Annotated in this window: 13 protein-coding genes; 8 read left to right on the forward strand and 5 right to left on the reverse strand. The window is 72.3% G+C overall.

The features are described 5' to 3' along the window. Positions 1 to 13: 13 nt before the first annotated feature. Together ABT006_RS25985 and ABT006_RS25990 are read right to left on the reverse strand one after the other, a co-directional pair. Positions 14 to 1,000, reverse strand: coding sequence for a DUF1702 family protein (locus ABT006_RS25985; protein WP_350710472.1), 987 nt, complete (start codon positions 998 to 1,000; stop codon positions 14 to 16). A gap of 103 nt (positions 1,001 to 1,103) precedes the next feature. Then, on the reverse strand, positions 1,104 to 2,102 hold the full coding sequence (locus ABT006_RS25990; RefSeq protein WP_350710474.1) for a DUF1702 family protein: 999 nt from the start codon (positions 2,100 to 2,102) through the stop codon (positions 1,104 to 1,106). A gap of 320 nt (positions 2,103 to 2,422) precedes the next feature. On the opposite strand from ABT006_RS25990, the gene ABT006_RS25995 reads away from it, so the two are divergent. From ABT006_RS25995 to ABT006_RS26015, 5 genes are read left to right on the forward strand one after another with little or no spacing between them, the layout of a single operon-like run. Next, positions 2,423 to 3,259 carry a TIGR03084 family metal-binding protein gene (locus ABT006_RS25995; RefSeq protein WP_350710476.1) on the forward strand — a complete coding sequence of 279 codons (837 nt, stop codon included), beginning with the start codon at positions 2,423 to 2,425 and terminating at the stop codon, positions 3,257 to 3,259. Beyond that, positions 3,256 to 3,825 carry a DUF5987 family protein gene (locus tag ABT006_RS26000; protein ID WP_350710478.1) on the forward strand — a complete coding sequence of 190 codons (570 nt, stop codon included), beginning with the start codon at positions 3,256 to 3,258 and terminating at the stop codon, positions 3,823 to 3,825. The genes ABT006_RS25995 and ABT006_RS26000 overlap by 4 nt, the downstream gene beginning before the upstream one ends. Then, the gene (locus tag ABT006_RS26005; RefSeq protein WP_350710480.1) at positions 3,822 to 5,459 is read left to right on the forward strand and encodes a GMC family oxidoreductase N-terminal domain-containing protein; all 1,638 of its coding nucleotides are present in this window, start codon (positions 3,822 to 3,824) and stop codon (positions 5,457 to 5,459) included. Before ABT006_RS26000 ends, ABT006_RS26005 begins: the two co-directional genes overlap by 4 nt. Before the next feature lie 32 nt (positions 5,460 to 5,491). Continuing rightward, on the forward strand, positions 5,492 to 6,598 hold the full coding sequence (locus ABT006_RS26010) for a carboxymuconolactone decarboxylase family protein (protein WP_350710547.1): 1,107 nt from the start codon (positions 5,492 to 5,494) through the stop codon (positions 6,596 to 6,598). Beyond that, positions 6,595 to 7,917 carry a cation:proton antiporter gene (locus tag ABT006_RS26015; protein WP_350710482.1) on the forward strand — a complete coding sequence of 441 codons (1,323 nt, stop codon included), beginning with the start codon at positions 6,595 to 6,597 and terminating at the stop codon, positions 7,915 to 7,917. Before ABT006_RS26010 ends, ABT006_RS26015 begins: the two co-directional genes overlap by 4 nt. A gap of 242 nt (positions 7,918 to 8,159) precedes the next feature. On the opposite strand, the gene ABT006_RS26020 is transcribed toward ABT006_RS26015, so the two are convergent. Continuing rightward, entirely contained in the window at positions 8,160 to 9,362 is a 1,203-nt protein-coding gene (locus ABT006_RS26020; protein WP_350710549.1) for a methyltransferase domain-containing protein, read from the reverse strand. Between the two features lie 678 nt (positions 9,363 to 10,040). Between ABT006_RS26020 and ABT006_RS26025 the strand changes: the two genes are divergently transcribed. Genes ABT006_RS26025 through ABT006_RS26035 form a run of 3 tightly spaced genes read left to right on the forward strand, consistent with a single transcriptional unit; the run spans position 10,041 to position 13,899 of the window. Further along, positions 10,041 to 11,372, forward strand: a complete 1,332-nt coding sequence (locus ABT006_RS26025) for a nucleotide sugar dehydrogenase (RefSeq protein WP_502891022.1) — start codon at positions 10,041 to 10,043, stop codon at positions 11,370 to 11,372. Beyond that, positions 11,369 to 12,364 (forward strand): NAD-dependent epimerase/dehydratase family protein, encoded by a 996-nt coding sequence (locus ABT006_RS26030; protein ID WP_350710484.1) that lies wholly within the window; start codon positions 11,369 to 11,371, stop codon positions 12,362 to 12,364. Before ABT006_RS26025 ends, ABT006_RS26030 begins: the two co-directional genes overlap by 4 nt. Further along, positions 12,361 to 13,899 (forward strand): 4-hydroxyphenylacetate 3-hydroxylase family protein, encoded by a 1,539-nt coding sequence (locus ABT006_RS26035; RefSeq protein ID WP_350710486.1) that lies wholly within the window; start codon positions 12,361 to 12,363, stop codon positions 13,897 to 13,899. The genes ABT006_RS26030 and ABT006_RS26035 overlap by 4 nt, the downstream gene beginning before the upstream one ends. Positions 13,900 to 13,973: 74 nt before the next feature. On the opposite strand, the gene ligA is transcribed toward ABT006_RS26035, so the two are convergent. Beyond that, positions 13,974 to 16,121, reverse strand: coding sequence for an NAD-dependent DNA ligase LigA (gene ligA / locus ABT006_RS26040; RefSeq protein WP_350710488.1), 2,148 nt, complete (start codon positions 16,119 to 16,121; stop codon positions 13,974 to 13,976). Between the two features lie 92 nt (positions 16,122 to 16,213). Further along, complete coding sequence (locus ABT006_RS26045) at positions 16,214 to 17,629, reverse strand: nucleotide disphospho-sugar-binding domain-containing protein (RefSeq protein ID WP_350710490.1); 1,416 nt, start codon at positions 17,627 to 17,629, stop codon at positions 16,214 to 16,216. Positions 17,630 to 17,670 lie beyond the last annotated feature (41 nt).

The following is a 17,670-nucleotide window of genomic DNA, read 5'->3' on the forward strand; positions in this document are numbered from 1 at the left end:
CGCGACCGCAGTGCTAGCGGGTGTCCGACGCACGGTCGTACCGGCCGATGGCGAGCGTCTTCCGGATGCGGCTCCGCCAGATCTCGTACGCCGGTGGTTCGCCGGGCAGGGAATGACCAGGCCGTGCGCGGTCGGTGACCGCCGCCGCCTCGACCGGCGGGAGCCCGCAGAACAGGCGGGTGGCGGTCTCCACGTGCGGGACCACGAGCCCGGCGCGCACCCGGGCCGCCGCTGCGAACGCGGAGCCCTGGATCAGGTGGGCGCGGTATGCCCCGGCGCGGCGCCAGAGTTCGCGCAGCTCCGTCTCGTCCGCGCCGCCGGCGTAGGTGGCGGCCAGGCCGACGCCGCTGTACAGGTCGGCCCGGCGGGACTCGGCGAACCCGTCGACGAGTCGGGTGACCTGCAGCACGTCGGTTCCGCCGACGAACCACAGCGCCCGGCCGATCCCCTGGTCGATGGCGCGGTTGGCGTAGCCCGTGTCGTCGTCGACCGGCCACGGGAACCGCTCCGGCTGGAAGTGCTCGAAGACGTACCGCCGGGTACGGAAGTACGCCTGGTGGAATCCGTACCCGTCGAGGGCGAGCCAGCGCAGCAGCGGGTCCGGGGTGTGCAGCATGGGCCACCGGAATCGGGGCAGTCGTGCCATCGCCCACCCGATGCCGACGTACGCCATGTAGACGTGCCGGTCGCCGGGGCCGGCGAGGAACTCCTCCAGTTTCCCGCCGCCGAACGGTAGGGCGTCGCGGATGGCCAGTGCCATCGCCGCGCCCTCGTAGCCGAATCCGCGGAACCGCTCGGGAATCCGCTCGAGGGCCGGCTCGATCTCGGCCACCCGCCCGGCCGCGGCCGCGTCGCCGTAGCCCTCGAGGAACGTCCGACCGATCGTCTCCAGGAGTCCCTGCGCCTGTGGTGACTTCACATGGAAGCCCCGCACGCTCACGTACGTGTTGTGCACCTCCGGCGTCAGGACGATGCGACGCAGCGAACCGATGAAACCCACTGGTACCCCTTACGTGGTCAGCGCCGATCGAGCGGGCCGGGTACCCACGCGGCTCGCTTGCGGCAACGTCTTCCTGCGGCGGGAGATCCCCGCCGCGTCACAGTCAGTGCGCCGTCGTGCCCGACGGCTCCGCGTCGAAGTGGGCTCGCACCCGCTGGCGCCACACCTCGTACGCCGGCTCCCCGCGGGACGGGAATCCGTTGCCGGCGACGTCGTCGGCGAGCGCCGACGCGGCGGCGACGGAGAGCCCGGTCAGCACGGCGACGGTGTCCTCGGTGTGCGGCGGCACGGCGGCCGAGAACGTTCGGGCGCGGGCTGCGAAAACCGCTCCCTGTGCCAGGTGCGGCCGGTACGCGCCCGCGTGCCGGCGCAACGTTCCCAGCCCGGCGCGGTCGCAGCCGCCGGCGAAGGTGGCCGCCAGTCCGACGCCGCTCCACAGATCGGCCCGCCGGCCGGCGGCGAACCGCCCCACCGCGGCGGCGACGCCGTCGACCTGGCCGCCGTGGATGAACCAGAGCGCGCGGCCGATCCCCTGGTCCACGGCGCGCAGGAAGTAGTCGGGTGAGCCCTCCCACGGGTACGGGGCGGGCCGCTCGAGCCTCCCCACCCACCGGTCGGTGTCGAAGTAGGCGCGGTCGAAGCCGTATCCGTCGACCGCGAGCCAGCTCATCGTCGGGTAGTACGGCGTTCCGGCCAGGTCCGGCACCACCCTGCGCCAGAGCGGCCGGGGCAACCGCGCCATCGCGAAGCCGATGCCGATGTAGTTGAGAAAGGTGTGGGGACGACCTGGGCCGGCGAGCAGGTCCCGCGCCCGACGGGTGCGGTTCATCGCCATCGCATCCCGGATGGTGAACGCCATGGTCGCGCCTTCATAGGCGAATCCGCGCTGGTACGGGTCGATCAGCGCGAGGCGGCGCTCCACCTCCCACAGGTCGCGGGACTCCATACCCCACTCGAAGCCGCACACCACCGTCTGGGGAATCGCCTCGAGTTGGCGCGTCGCCTCCGACAAGATGCCCGGGAACCCGCGGGCGGCAAAGCCGACCTCCCGCAATGACGGGGCCAACGCGTACCGACGTAGCGAACCGACGATGGTGGGCATCGTTCCCACTTTCCTGCCGTGATTTGCAGAGCAACCGTCACCGCTGGACGGCCGTTCCATCGTCAGCCAACAGGACGCGCGATTCTTCTCCCGCTGTGCGTAGTCGACCCGCGCGACCAGGCGACGCGCCGATGGCGTCGGCGCTCGTGGATCCGGGAAGCGTGCCACCGGGAGGAGCGCACAGCGGAAGAGGACTCGGCCCGCGCTCCTCGGCACGCTGAAATTCGCGACCTCCCCCACTCGCGCCCGTCCCCGTGTCGTCCGAATGACGCCATGGCCGGCGGAAAAGGGGCCACCTCAAGCTCGTAGAGGAATTCGGAATGGACAAGGCGAACGTATTCGCTGATCTGGCGGACGACTGCGCGGATCTCGATCAGATCCTGGCCGACCTGGGTCCTGAGGACTGGACCCGCTCGACACCGGCGCCCGGCTGGCAGGTGCGGCACCAGGTCGCCCACCTGTGCGCGGTCTTCCGGATGGCCGCCGTCGCGGCATCCGACGCCCCGGCGTTCCAGGCGCTGATGGCGCAACTCGGCGACGACTTCGACGTCAACGTGACCGCCGCGCTGTCCCGGTACCTCGACACCGGCTCGGCGGCGCTGCGCGGACGGTGGCGCGAGGAGTGGACCGACGCGGTCGAGGCGCTCGCCGCCGTACCGGCGGGGCAGACGGTGCCCTGGCTCGTCCGCCCGTTGCCGGCGCCGGTGCTCGCCGCCGCCGGGATGATGGAGCTGTTCGGCCACGGTCAGGACATCGCCGACGCCCTGGGGATACGGCGCGACCACAACGACCGGATCCGGCACGTCGTCGGCTTCGCCGTGCAGACGTGGGACTTCGGCTACCTGAGCCGCAACCTGACCCCACCCCAGCGGGGTTTCCGGTACGAGCTGACCGCCCCTTCGGGCGCGCTGTGGGTGTACGGACCGGAGGACGCCGAACTGATCACCGGCCCCGCCGTCGACCTCTGCCTTCTCGCCACCCGTCGACGGCACCGGGACGACCTCGCGCTGACCGCCGTCGGCGCGGACGCCGACCGCTGGCTCGACATCGCGCAGGCCTACCGCGGCCCGGCTGGTCCGGGACGCCGGCCGGGTCAGTTCGACCCGCCCGCGGCCACCGCGGGCGGGCTGTCGCACACCCTGGACGGGCAACCGTGACGGCCGGGCAGCCGACGCCCGACCCGGTACGGACGGCGACGCTCGAAGCGTTCGCCGACACGATCATCCCTGGGACGAAACGCTTCCCCGGCGATCGGGCCATTGCGGGCGTCGTGGACGACGCCGGCGCCGTGGAAGCCGGCGCCCTCGACCTGCTCGCTCACCCCGCCCTCGGGCTGGCCGAGGCGCTCGACGGCATGGCCGGGCTGCTCAACATGCACGCGCAGGCCTACGCTCGGGCTCGACAACTCACCCTGGACCCGGCGGTGCCCGCGTTCGTCGCCCTCGAATTCGACGACCGCACGGCCCTCGTGCAGGACCTCACCGACCCGTCCCACCCCGAACGCGAGGTGTGGTTCGGCGCTGCCCTTTTCTGCACGATGGCGTTCGACAGCGCGCCGCACCTGTCCACCGCGGCTGCCCTCGACCAGGGGCACCCCGGCCTGTCCATCCTCGGCTTCAGCAAACCGAACGAGGACGACCTCTGGCGGTTCCCGCACTTCTCCTACCAGCGGCAACTCGCCGACATCCATCCGCAGACCACGGCGACGGGAAGCCCCGCATGACCAGCATCGAGCAGACCGACGTCATCGTCGTGGGCAGCGGCTTCGGCGGCGCGATCCCGGCGTACCACCTCGCGGCCGGTGGCGCCCGGGTCGTGGTGCTGGAGCGAGGTCCATGGCTCGACAGCAGCGAGTTCGACCACGACTTCCTCCTCGGCTCGTCCTACACCCGGATCTTCGACTTCACGGTCGGCGACGGCATGAGCGTTCTCGCGGGCAACTGCGTCGGCGGCGGCAGCGTCGTCTACTTCGCCACCATGCCGCGGGCGCCCCGCTTCGTCTTCGAACGCACCGGCGGCCGCGGGCGGCGGATGTGGCCGGCCTCGATCAACCGCGACACCCTGGACCCGTGGTACGACATCGTCAGCGAGGCGCTGCCCGTCACCGAGCAGTCCTGGAACGACGTGCCGTTCGCCGGCGGCCTGTTCGCCGCCGCCTGCGCCCACGCCGGTCGTACCGCGAACCCGGTTCCGTCGGCGATCGACAAGCCCAGGTGCACCAACTGCAACTGGATGATGGCCGGCTGCCGCTTCGACGCCAAGCGCTCCCTGTTGCTGAACTACCTGCCCGCCGCGCTCGCGCACGGCGCGCAGATCCGGCCGCTGCACGAGGTGCAGCGGCTGTCCCGGACCCCGGAGGGCGGCTACCGGGTCCACTACGACGTCATCGACGACGAGGACTACCGCGTCACCCGGGGCGGCGGGGTGATCGAGGCGAAGATGGTGGTGCTCGCGGCCGGAGCCGGCGCCACCCCGGTCATCCTCCAGCGCTCCGAGTCGGAACTCGGCACGATGCCACCGGCGGTCGGCCGCTACTTCTCCGGCAACGGGGAACGCCTGAACACCGCCGTCGTGAACGACGAACGGGCCCGCGAGCTCCTCGGTCTGGACCGCGGTGACGGCACGGCGTACGAGGCGCACCAGATCGGGAAGGGCCCGTGCGTGGCCACCTGGGACAAGCTCGACGGGTCGCTGCCCGAGTACAGCCGCTACTCGCTGGAGCAGCTGTACTTCCCACCGGGTCTGGGCACCATCCTCGCCCAGGCGCCCGGCGCCGCCGGGCCGACCTGGTTCGGCCGGGAGAAGAAGGAGATGCTGCGCCAGTGGCGCTCCTGGCTGACGGTGTTCGCCATGACGGAGGACGACAACGAGGGCGTCTTCGGGGCGCCTCCGGCGCGCGGCAACGCGGAGCGGATCGCGCAGCAGATGCTCGGACGTGGTTCGCTGCGCTACGACCCGACGGAGAACACGCTCCGGGGCTGGGCCGAGTCCGACGCCGACGTCCGGGACATCCTGGAACGCGACGGTCTGGCCCGGGTGCGGCCGTGGACGAACGACCAGGTCGGCGCGTATACCGTGCACCCGTTGTCCTCCTGCCGCATCGGTGACGACCCGGCGACGTCGGCCCTCGACGACCGGCACGAGCTCCGCGACCATCCCGGCATCTTCGTCACCGACGGGTCGGCGGTGCCGGCGGCGCTGACCGTCAATCCGGCGCTGACGATCGCGGCCCTGGCCGAACGCGCGGTGCCGGGTCTGGTGCGGGCCGCGCAGCAGCGCGGCATCGCGGTAACGTACGGCGCGCCGTCGCCGGACGGCACCCGGGCAGGGGACCCGAGCCTGCGACGGTTCAGGTGAACGGCGGCCCGACTCAGGGCGGCGGGGTGCCCATGGGCGCCCTGCTCGCCCGGCTGACCCGTGGGATCACCCAGAGCCACATCGAGCACCTGAGCCCCGTGCCGGTGCGGGGTGCGCCCGCCGCGGTCCGGCACGTCTACCGGCGGCTCGAACGGGAGTTCGGCCTGCTCGCGCCACCGGTGACCTTGCACGCCGCCTCTCCCCCCGTGCTCGCCGCCTGTTGGCTGATGCTGCGAGAGGCACTGCTGGTCGACGGTCTGGTCCGGCGTGACACGAAGGAGGCGGTGGCCGCGGCGGTGTCCCTGGCCAACCGTTGCCCGTACTGCGTGGACGTTCACGGCAGCGCCCTGCGAGGGCTGCTGCGCGGGCCGGACGCCCGCGCCCTGATCGACGACCGGCTCGCCGAGGTCACCGAGCCGCGGCTGCGGGCGATCGTCGAGTGGTTCCGCCACGACGGCACCCCCGCCGGGGCGGTGCTCCCGCCACGGGTGGATCCCGCCGAGATCCCGGAACTCATCGGTGTCGCGGTGCTGTTCCACTACCTCAATCGCATGGTGAACGTCTTCCTGGCCCCGTCCCCGCTGCCCGTCGCGATGACTCCGCGCGCGGCCCGGGTCGCGCGCTGGCTCGCCGCCGTGACGATGGCCCGGCTCGCTCGCCGGGGTGTCGCCCCCGGAGCGGACCTCGACCTGCTTCCGCCGGCGCCGCTGCCGCCCGATCTCGGTTGGGCCCGCCCGAACGCCACCCTGACCACCGCCTTCGCCCGGGCCAGTGCCGCCGTCGACGATGCCGCGGAACGTGTCGTGCCCGCATCCGTTCGGGGGCTTCTGCTGGACCTCCTGGCCGGCCCGGCGGGCCTGCGCGCGGTCACGGACCGGGCCGGGTTGGAGGCGTCGCTCGAGACCCTGCCGAAGTCGGACCGGGCGGGTGGGCGCCTGGCCCTGACCGCCGCCTTCTTCTCCTACCGGGTCACCGACGCCATGGTGGCGGGCAACCGGCTGGGCGGCTGCGACGACCGCCGCCTGCTGGAGCTGGTCTCCTGGGCCAGCCTGACGGCGGCCCGGGCGGCCGGGCGGCAGCTACAGGCCGCGTGGCAGGGCGCTCCGGGCGCGGTGCCGCCCAGAGAGCGGAGGGGATGACGTTGGAGGTCATCCCGCCGCTGGCACCGGAGACCCTGCTCGTCTTCCTGATCGCCGTCACCGTCCTGCTACTGACGGCCCGGGTCCTCGGGCGGCTGGCCGCCCGGGTCGGCATGCCCGCCATCGTCGGCGAGCTGCTCGCCGGGGTGCTTCTCGGCCCCTCCCTGCTCGGGCACCTGTTCCCGCAGGCGGCCCGGCTCCTGTTGCCCACCGAAGCCGGTGACATGCACCTGATCGACGCGGTCGGGCAGTTCGGCGTGCTGCTCCTCGTCGGCATCACCGGCACCCACCTCGACCTGGGTATGCTGCGCAGCAAGCGGCGTACCGCGGTCGTGGTGAGCCTGTGCGGACTGCTGCTGCCGCTGCTCGGTGGGGCCGGCCTCGGGCTGCTGATGACCGCGCCGGCGGGTGACGGGACGGCGGACCGGGTGCTGTTCGCGCTCTTCCTCGCCGTGGCGATGGGAGTGACCGCGCTGCCTGTCATCGCCAAGACCCTGACCGACATGGGCCTGCTGCACCGCACCGTGGGCCAGCTCATCCTCATGGCGGGCACCGTCGACGACGCGGTGTGCTGGTTCCTGCTCTCACTTCTGGTCGCGGCCGCCACGGTCGGCCTGAGCGCCGGCTCGGTGGCCGTGTCGGTCGCGGCACTGGTCGGCTTCGTCATCTTCGTGTCGACCGTCGGCCGGGTCCTGGTGCGAGCGGTGATGCGGCGCGTGGCCCGGTCGGACGAGGCGGGACCCACGGTCGCCGCCACAGTGGTCGTCGTGCTGATCGGTGCGGGGCTGACCCACGGGCTGGGCATGGAGGCCGCGCTCGGGGCGTTCGTCGCGGGCCTGCTCATCCGCGTCCCGGATCCGGCGAAGCTCGCGCCGCTACGGACGGTCGTGCTCACCGTGCTCGCGCCGATCTTCCTCGCCAGCGCCGGTCTGCGAATGGACCTGACGGCACTGCGCGACCCCGGCCTCGCGCTGACGGCGGCGGCGGTGGTCACCGTGGCCATTGCCGGCAAGTTCGCGGGCGCCTACCTGGGTGCCCGGCTCAGTGGGCTGACGAGCTGGGAGGGACTGGCCGTCGGGGCGGGCATGAACGCCCGCGGCGTGGTGGAGGTGATCGTGGCGATGGTGGGTCTGCGGCTGGGCGTCTTCGACGTGGACATGTACACCATCGTCATCCTCGTCGCGATCGTGACCTCGGTGATGGCGCCACCGATGCTGCGGATGACGCTCCGCCGGGTGCGGGTCGAACCGGAAGAGCGGCGCCGGCTGCTGCGTATCGAGGGCAGGGAGCCCGCGCCGGCGTCGCAGGCGTCTCGATAGCCACGTCCGGTCACGGCCGCGGACCACGGTCCGCGGCCGTCGCCGTCTGCCGGCCGCGACCGACGAGGCCGACGACCTCCACGCCTGGGACGACGACGGCGTACGCACGGGCGCGGCGGTCCGGAATCCGGGCCGCCGCACGGCGTGGCTGACTCCCCTCCGACGCGGCCCTCCGTTCGCGGTGCCCCCGCGAGTCGGCGCCGAGGCGGGGCTGTGGGACCGGTTCGGGATGGCAACCTGGCTCAGACGATGCGGACGTGGGGGACGTAGAGGATCCACCGGCCGCCCTGCTCGACGAACTGGCGCTCCTTGGCCATGATCTCCTCCGCGTGGTTCCAGGCGAGCAGCAGGGCGTAGTCGGGATAGGGGTCCGAGAACGCCGCGTAGGGACGTACCGGTATGTGTGCGCCCGGCGACAGACGGCCCTGCTTCTCCGGTGTGGTGTCACAGATGAACGGCACCAGGTCGGGTCCGATTCCGCAGTAGTTGGTGACGGTCGCGCTCTTGGACGTGGCGCCGTAGCCGACCACCCGCCGGCCCGCGTCACGCAGGTCGGTCAGGAGTGCGACCAGATCCGTACGGATGCGCTCGATCTGTCGGCCGAAGCGGAGGTACGTCTCGTGCTCTCCGATGCCGTAGCGGGCCTCCTCCTCGACCATCCGCGCCACACTCGGCCGGCGCTCTCGGGAGCCGGGGCGGGCGACGGTGTAGCGCACCGACCCGCCGTGGATCGGGATACGCTCCACGTCGACCAGTTCGAAGCCGAGCCGGGCCACCATCGCGTCCACCGACCGTACGGCGAACAGGTAGAAGTGCTCGTCGTAGATCTGGTCGAAGTACGCGTACTCGACGATGTCGCTGACGTACCGGTCCTCGAACACGAAGATCCCGTCGGGCGTGAGCAGCCGGTCGACCCCCCGGAAGACCGTGTCGATGTCGGCGACGTGGCTGACCGTGTTCGCGGAGAAGATGACCTTCGCGGGGCCGTCGGTGGCGAGGATCTCGGTGGCGGAGCGCTCGTCGAAGAAGTCGACCCTGACCCTGACCCCTCTGGCGACGGCGGCCGCGGCGGCGCCGGCGGACGGGTCGACCCCGAGATGCCGTACGCCTGCGGCGCTGAGCGTATGGAGCATGATGCCGTCGTTGCTGCCGATCTCCACGACCAGGTCGTCGACGCCGGTGAGCTCGGTGTCCCGCAGCTGGCGGGCCACCTCCTCGAAGTGGCTGCGCAGGCCGGCGGAGGTGGAGGACCGGTAGGGGTAGTCGGCCCGGAACATGTTGTCCGTCGGCATCGGCTCCAGCTGCTGCACCATGGTGCAGTCGGCGCAGATGCCCACCGCCAGCCGGAAGAAGGTCTCGGAGTCGACTTCCTCGGGCTTGAGGAAGGCGTTGGAGACCGGCTGCCTTCCGAGATCCACCCACTCCCGCACGGGCCCCGCACACAGTCGGCATGCCGGGGCGGCTGACACCAGCTCGCGGCCATTCACGTCGTCATGCTCCTTCACGGTGTCGCACACCGTCGGTCGCCCGCGCCTGCCGCCGCCTCGCCGCACCGGCGGATGACCAGATACGGCAACGGCACACGTCGACGCCGGTCCGAGAGGCGGTGGCGTCGCGGCGTCGGCAGCGGCCCTGAGCAGGTGCCGACGATGGTGCGGGAGGCGGCCCTTCCGCCGTCGCACCGCCATCGTCGCGGCACCGCGGACCTCCCGGCATTTCTCAGGGTGCTCGACCTGGGCGTGTGCGGCACGCAGGTCCGAAGCCGCGCGACGGTGACCGGCGGCGACGGACCCGGTCCTGGGCCGCCCGTGGTCGCCGACCGGTCGGCACCGCAACGGGGAAGATGCCGGCGGCTCGGCCCGGGAACGAGGATCGGTTGGCATCGGGCGGGACGCAGCGTATCCCCAGTTCACCGTCTGCAGAGACTGCGGCCGATGGCTGCCGATTCCCCCGGCGTTTCTCCCGGTCCGACGCTGCGGCAACAGCGTCGGCCCGGGAGTTGGTCTTGTGTACCGAGGATGAGGAGACGCGCATGGCCAGGGCCACATCACCGGGCGGCGTGCCGGGTCCGCCGAACCGCCCGACGGCAGGGGCCTCCGCGCCCCGGGCCGAGAGGACCTGACGTGGGTACGCAAACCACCGTGGCCGTCGTCGGCATGGGCTACGTCGGGTCGTGCGTCGCCGCGACGATCGCCGACCGCGGTCTCCACGTCATCGGAATCGACACCCACGCCGACCTCGTGGAGCGGCTGAACAGCGGCACCACGCCGCTGCGGGAGCCAGGGCTCGCCGACCGCATCCAGGCCGGGGTCGGAAGCGGCCGTCTCCGGTCGACGACCGACCACCGCGCGTCGGCGGAGGCCGACGTCGTCCTCCTCACGGTCGCCACGCCCGTACGGTCCGACGGGTCGCTGGCCGACGACCACCTCCGCGCCGCCTGCACGGCATTGGCCCAGCACCTGCGCGCGGGACAACTGGTGATTCTCAAGAGCACCGTCCCTCCGGGAACGACCCGGGACCTCGTCCGTCCCCTGCTGGAGGCAGGCGGGCTGCGGGCCGGGGCAGACTTCGCCCTGGCCTTCGCGCCCGAACGCCTGGCCGAGGGGACCGCGATGACCGAGTTGCAGACCCTGCCGGTCGTCGTCGGTGGCCTCGACCCGGACAGCACCCGGGCGGCAGCGGACTTTCTGGGACGTGCGCTCGGGACCAAGGTCCTCACGCAGGACTCCCTGGAGGCGGCCGAGGTCGTCAAGCTCGCCGACAACTGGTGGATCGACCTCAACATCGCCCTCGCCAACGAGCTGGCCATGTTCTGCGACCTGTTCGGGGTGGACGTGCTGGACGTCATCAGCGCCGCCAACTCCATCCCGAAGGGGAACGGACACGTGAACATCCTGCGACCGAGCGTCGGCGTCGGCGGTTCCTGCTTGACGAAGGATCCCTGGATGGTGTGGCGGTCCGCCCGCCGGCACGGGCTGGACATCGCTACCGCGCGGGTGGGTCGCGAGGTCAACCAGCAGATGCCCGGCTACGCCGCCCGGCTGGTCCTGGACGACCTCGCGGCCCGCGGGGTGGCCCCGTCGGCGGCGACGGTGGCGATCCTGGGGCTGGCCTTCAAGAACGACACAGGGGACCTGCGCGCGACGCCGACCCGCGGCGTGGTCGACGCTCTGTCGGCCGCGGGCGTGCGGGTGCGAATCCACGATCCGTTGGTCGACCCGGTCCACGCACGCGAGACCTTCGGGCTACCCGTCACGGCGACGGTCGAGGAGGCGGTGCGCGACGCGCACTGCGTCGCCCTGCTGGCCATGCATCGGGAGTTCAGGTCCCTCGACTTCGCCGGGTTGCCCGTCGCCGAAGGCTGCCTCGTCCTCGACGGTCGTGCCTACCTGCCCAAGGAGGAGATCGCCATGTTGGAACGACTGGGCTACACCTACCGCGGGGTGGGCCGATGAGCACGCCCCGGGTCGTCGTCACGGGGGGATACGGCTTCATCGGCAGTCACCTCGCGGAGCGGCTCGTCACCGCCGGGGCGGACGTGACCGTCCTGGACGGCGGTGACCCGGCGCCGCACCTCGACCTGCTGCGCCGGCACACCCGGCACGTCCGAGGGGACATCCGCGACCCGGACCGGCTGGCGGAGGCGATCACCCCCGGGGTGGACCTGGTCTACCACCTCGCCGCGGCGGTCGGCGTGGACACCTACCTGAGCGACCCGCTGGAGGTGATCGACACCAACTTCGTCGGGACGATGCGGGTGCTGGAGCGGGCCACGGAGGTCGGGGCGCGGGTCGTCGTCGCCAGCACCAGCGAGGTCTTCGGCAAGAATCCTGCCGTGCCCTGGAGCGAGGACGCCGACCGGGTCCTCGGCCCGACCACCGCCCAGCGGTGGTGCTACTCCTCCAGCAAGGGGCTCGCCGAGCACCTCACCTTCGGCTTCGTGCAGCAACACGGCCTCGCGGCGTCCGTGGTCCGCTACTTCAACGTCTACGGTCCCCGCCAGCGGCCCGCCTACGTGATCAGCCGCAGCGTCCACCGGGCACTGAACGGCCGGCCGCCGATCGTCTACGACCAGGGACGGCAGACCCGCAGCTTCACGTACGTCGCCGACGCCGTCGAGGGCACCATCCTCGTCGGGGCCTGCGACCGGGGCATCGGCGAGGCGTTCAACATCGGCAGCATGCGGGAGACCACCATCGCCGAGGCCGTCGCTCTCGTGGGCGCCGTGAGCGGGGCCGCGCAGAGCGCCGTCGCCGCCGACACGGCGAAGCAGCTCGGCGCCGCGTACCAGGATCTGCCACGGCGCATCCCCGACGCCACCCGAGCGAGGACGCTCCTGGGCTGGAGCGCGGAGACGCGGCTGCGGGAGGGCCTGACGCGGACCGTGGAGTGGGCGCGCGCCAACCCGTGGTGGCTGGCCCTGCCCGACAGCGGTGCCGGCCGGTGAGCGCCGGGACACGCCCGCTCACCGGGGACGAGTACGTCGAGTCGCTGCGCGACGGTCGGGCGGTCTATCTCCACGGTGAGCGGATCCGTGACGTGACGGTCCATCCCGGCTTCCGCAACCCGGTCCGGATGACGGCGCGGCTGTACGACGCACTGCACGCCGAGGAGCACCGCCCGGTGCTCACCGCGGCCTGCGACGCTCCGGGGAGCGACGGCTACACGCACCGGTTCTTCACGACCCCACGCAGCGCGGAGGACCTGGTCGCCGACGCGGGTGCCATCGCCACCTGGGCCCGGATGAGTTACGGCTGGCTGGGGCGCAGCCCCGACTACAAGGCGTCGTTCCTCGGCACCCTGGGCGCCAACGCCGCCTTCTACGAGCCTTTCGGCGACAACGCGCGACGGTGGTACCGGCAGTCGCAGGAGAAGGTGCTCTACTGGAGCCACGCCATCGTCCACCCACCGGTGGACCGATCGCGTCGGCCGGACGAGGTGGCGGACGTGTTCGTGCACGTCGAGCGGGAGACCGACGCGGGTGTGGTGGTCAGCGGCGCCAAGGTGGTCGCCACCGGTTCGGCCCTGACCGACCACATCTTCGTCGCCCACTACGGCCTTCCCGTGGCCAAGCGGGAATTCGCGCTGGTGGCTGCCGTGCCCACCAACGCGCCGGGGGTCAAGCTGATCTGCCGCCCGTCCTACACGGCCACCGCGAACGTGACGGGAAGCCCGTTCGACTACCCGTTGTCGTCCCGGCTGGACGAGAACGACACGATCCTCGTCCTCGATCAGGTCCTGATCCCGTGGGAGAACGTCTTCATCTACGGTGACCTGGCCAAGGTGCAGACGTTCGCGGGACGGTCGGGCTTCACCGAGCGGTTCACCTTCCACGGATCTGTCCGGCTCTCGGTGAAGCTGGAGTTCCTGGCCGGTCTGCTGGCCAAGGCGCTCGAGACGACCGGCACCGCGGACTTCAGGGGCGTGCAGAGCCGGCTGGGCGAGGTGCTGGCGTGGCGCAACCTGTTCCGCGGGCTGGCCGAGGCGGCCGCACGCGAGCCGGTGCCCTGGCACGACGGCGCCGTCCTACCGAATCCCCGGTACGGCATGGCATACCGATGGTTCATGCAGGTCGGCTACCCCCGGGTCCGGGAGATCATCCTGCAGGACGTGGCCAGCGGCCTGATCTACGTCAACTCCGGCACGGAGGACTTCCGTAACCCGGAGCTGCGACCGTACCTCGACCGGTACCTGCGCGGTTCGCAGGGCGTCGAGGCGGTCGACCGGGTCAAGGTGATGAAGCTGCTGTGGGACGCCGTCGGCTCCGAGTTCGGCGGCCGGCACGAGCTGTACGAGCGCAACTACGCCGGCAACCACGAGAACACCCGGATCGAGCTGCTGGCCGGCGCGATGGCCGGCGGGGATCTGGACCGGTACAAGGCGCTCGCCGACGCGTGCCTCGACGAGTACGACCTCGACGGCTGGCGGGTCCCGGACCTGACGTCGTACGACGGGCCGTGGCCGGTGCACGACGGGCCCTGACCCGCACGCCCCCGACCGCCACACCGCGCGTGCCGCGCCCGTCCGCGGGCGCGGCACGCGCCGTTCGTCCCGGGTCAGCTGCCCGCCATGATCTCGGCGACCGTCTCCGCGTCCCCGGCGCCGTGAGCCGCGATCAGGGCCGCGAACCGGGCCGCCGGCATGACCCGTACGCCCAGCGCTGCCGCCTTGTCCGCCTTGGAGCCGGCGCCCTCCCCGACCACGACCAGGTCGGTCCGGGCGGAGACCGACGACGAGGCGGTCCCGCCCAGCCGCTCGACCGCCTCGTTGCCCTCGTTGCGGTTGAGCCCGGGCACGGCACCGGTCACGACGACCCGCATCGGGGCTCCGTCGGGCCGGCGTAGCGGCGCCGCGACCGGCCCGGAGGTGGCGGGGCCCGCCTCGGCCGGGGACGCCGCTCCCGGCTCGACCATGTTGACGCCACGCGCGACGAGCTTGTCGATCACGGGGGTGAGCTCGACGAGGTCGGCGGCGATCGTGGCGGCCCGGTCCGGGCCGACGCCCTCCACCCGCTGCAGGTCCTCGACGCCCGCGTCGAGCAGTGCCCGCATCGAGCCGAAGTGCCGGGCTATCCGGCGGGAGAGGGCCCGGCCGGTCATGCGCACACCGAGACCGATCAGCACGCGGGACAGGGGGCGTTGCCTGGACGCCTGGATGCTCGCGACGAGTTTCGCCGCCGAGACGCTCCCCATCCTGTCGAGGGTGACCAGGGCGGCCGGTTCGAGATCGTAGAGGTCGGCCGGATCGGTGACCAGACCGGCGGCGACCATCATCTGGATGATCTTGTCGCCGAGGCCCTCGATGTCCATCGCGTCCCGGGTGGCGAAGTAGGCCAACGCCTCGTGGGCGCCGCAGGCCCGTCCACGCACGCATCGCCAGCGCTTCTGCGTCCGGTCGAGCTCCCCGCCGCAGCGTGGACAGCTTCCCGGCGGCTCGTACGGCGCCGAGGCCGGGTTACGTTCGTCGAGCTTGGCGCCGGTGATCTCCGGGATGACGTCGCCCGCCCGGCGGACGAAGACGACGTCCCCCACCCGCACGTTGCGCCGGGTCAGGTCGTCGAAGTTGTGCAGGGTCGCCGACGTGACGGTGACACCGCTGATCTGCACGGGCTCGAGCACCGCCACGGGGGTGACCACGCCGGTACGACCGATCTGCACCTCGATGCCCAGCAGCCTCGTGGTCCGGGTGTCCGCGGGGAACTTGTACGCCACGCCCCAGCGGGGGGCACGGCTCGACGAGCCGGCCAGCTCCCGGTCCCGCGTGCCGTCGACCTTGACGACCGCGCCGTCGACACCGAACCCGATCGCGCTGCGGGCGGCACGCAGCGCCTCCACGGCGGCAAGCACCTCGTCGAGGGTGGGGCAGACCGCCAGCGGCACGGATGCGGAAAGGGTGGTCCGCACGCCCAGGTCGGCCAGCGCCGTCATCTCGGTCGAGTGCGACGCCTCCCCGGTCGGTTCGGTCACCGCGCCGCGCACCCCGTAGGCGATGAAGGACAGCGGTGCGTCGTAGGCCCGTCCTTCGGCCCGCAGGGTGCCGGCCGCGGCGCTGCGGGGGTGGGCGAAGGGAGGCTCGCCGTGCCCGGTGCGCATCTCGTTGGCGATCACGAAGTCCGCGTCGGTCATGAAGACCTCGCCGCGGACCTCGATCGTGACCGGTCGGGCGAGCTGTTCCGGCAGCCCGACCGCGCGCCGGGCCTGGCCGGTCACGTCCTCCCCCGCCCGTCCGTCGCCACGGGTCGCGACCCGTACCAGCCGGCCGTCGACGTACCAGGCCGCGATCGCGAGACCGTCGATCTTCGGTTCGACCACGAAGGCGGCCACCGGGTGACCGAGCAGTTTCTCCAGGCGGTTGGCCCACCGGCGCAGCTGCTCCTCGCCGAAGACGTTGTCCAGGCCGAGCATCGGTTCGCTGTGCTCCACGTCGCCGTGCGCCGCCACGCCGGCGGCCACCGTCCCGGACGGCGAGTCCGCCGCCGTCCAGTCCGGCCGCGTCGCCTCGGTCGCCTCGACCCGCGCCAGCAACGCGTCATAGGCCGCGTCGTCCATCAACAGGTCACTGCCGTTGTGGTACGCCATGGCGGCGGCGCGAACCGCGGCGACGGCGTCGGCGTAGGCGGGCCGGTCCGGGAAGGGTACGGCCAACTCGGCGTCCACGACCGGTGCCGGGGCCTCGGGCGACGGATCGGTCTGTGTGTCGGTCATGGCGGGCGGGTGCCTCCTCAACTCGGCCGTCAGCCCGCCCGCGAGGGCGGGCCTCGGATCCGGGCGGGCTGAGACGACTGCCCGGTCAGCTGTCATCGGCGATTTCGGGCGTCCAACGCGAGGCTCTCCAGGACCGGCACGACATCGTTGGGGCTCGGCATGGCGCGCCAGACATCATAGATCGCCTCGGCGCCCTGCCGGTAGGACGGCTCGGTGAGCACGGCCAGGATCGCCTCCCGCAGCTCCGCCACCGACTGGGTCTGGTGGTCCAGCCGCACGCCGGCGCCCCGGGAGACCACATAGTTCGCCACCGGGGTGGCTTCGAGCTTCTTCGCCGGCATCACCCAACGGACCGTGGGCTCCTCGCGCGCCTCCGCCTCCCGGACGCCGTACTCCACGCCAGAACGGTAGACCCCGACGTCGTCCGGCTCCGCCTCCGGCGCGTCCTCCTCCACCCGCAGCATGATGGACTCCAGGGTGTCGCAGACGAGCTGCGGCACCTTGCTGGCCACGGCGGCCTGGAAGGTGCCGAGGCCGCCGTGGTGGATGACGGCCGAGCAGGTCGGCAGGAGCTGGTTCAGCGGCAGGTACTCGACCGTCCGCACGTTCGCCGGCGGGGTGTACCCGTCGAGCTGGACGTCGTTGAGCGTGGCGACGACCTCGACGTCCAGGTCGGCGAGGGCGTCGAGCAGCATCGGCGTCCGGTTCCAGTCGCCGCGGATGAAGCGCCGGTAGGACTCCCCGAGGGTGAGACAGATCCGCGGTCGCCGCGGCGGCTCCCGCAACCAGTCCGGCACCGGCTCCGCGCCGTTGTAGGGCACGTACCGCAGCGGAACCTTCCGGGTGCGGGTCGGCAGGCCGAGCCCGGGCGGCGCCGTGTCGATCGTCCACTGCCCGACCAGCAACTCCTCGTCGAGCTCCACGCCGTAGTTCTCCGCGAGCGGGCGAACCAGGGTGGCGAGCGGATTCTCGTCGAGGCCCGCGGCGACGAGGGCGTCCCGGCCGGCGGCCAGGCGGTCGAGGCTCCAGCCCGACGGGTCGTACGCGAACACGAGCCGGGCGTGAGCCGCGCCGCACACCCGGGCCGCGACCGCGCCGGCGGCCTGGGTCAGGTCCCAGATGATCAGGTCGGGACGCCACGCCCGGGCGAACTCGATGAGGGCGTGGGGCTCGGGCCGGTCGGGGCGCAGGTAGTCCCCGGTCGGGGTCAGGAGGTACTGGTAGAAGAGGTACCAGTACTCGCGCTCCTCCGGGTTGAGGCCGAGAGCCTCCGCGTACCGCTGGGCCTCCTCCGGGCCGTGCGGCTCCAGCGGATCGTCCGAGATTCGGGCGGCCCAGGACGCGTCACCGAGCGGCACCGGGGTCAGGCCGGTGGCGGCGATGCGGTCGGCGAAGCCGCCGAAGGACGCGAGGCGCACCTCGTGGCCGGCGTTCTGCAGTGCCCACGCAGTGGGCACCATGGGGTACAGGTGGGCGATCGACGGGTCGATGGCGAACAGGACGCGCATGTCTCTCCCTCGCGGGCGTTCGGATCAGGGTCTGGGGGCGT

The organism is Micromonospora sp. NPDC002717, from assembly GCF_040295705.1.
In the GTDB taxonomy this organism is placed as follows: domain Bacteria; phylum Actinomycetota; class Actinomycetes; order Mycobacteriales; family Micromonosporaceae; genus Micromonospora.

Excerpts from the sequence above, each read along its gene's own strand:
- ABT006_RS26010 (WP_350710547.1), top strand. The coding sequence starts at position 5,492 with ATGGGCGCCCTGCTCGCCCGGCTGACCCGTGGGATCACCCAGAGCCAC.
- ABT006_RS26045 (WP_350710490.1), bottom strand. The coding sequence starts at position 17,629 with ATGCGCGTCCTGTTCGCCATCGACCCGTCGATCGCCCACCTGTACCCC.
- ABT006_RS26015 (WP_350710482.1), top strand. The coding sequence starts at position 6,595 with ATGACGTTGGAGGTCATCCCGCCGCTGGCACCGGAGACCCTGCTCGTC.
- ABT006_RS26005 (WP_350710480.1), top strand. The coding sequence starts at position 3,822 with ATGACCAGCATCGAGCAGACCGACGTCATCGTCGTGGGCAGCGGCTTC.
- ABT006_RS25990 (WP_350710474.1), bottom strand. The coding sequence starts at position 2,102 with ATGCCCACCATCGTCGGTTCGCTACGTCGGTACGCGTTGGCCCCGTCA.
- ABT006_RS26030 (WP_350710484.1), top strand. The coding sequence starts at position 11,369 with ATGAGCACGCCCCGGGTCGTCGTCACGGGGGGATACGGCTTCATCGGC.
- ligA (WP_350710488.1), bottom strand. The coding sequence starts at position 16,121 with ATGACCGACACACAGACCGATCCGTCGCCCGAGGCCCCGGCACCGGTC.
- ABT006_RS25995 (WP_350710476.1), top strand. The coding sequence starts at position 2,423 with ATGGACAAGGCGAACGTATTCGCTGATCTGGCGGACGACTGCGCGGAT.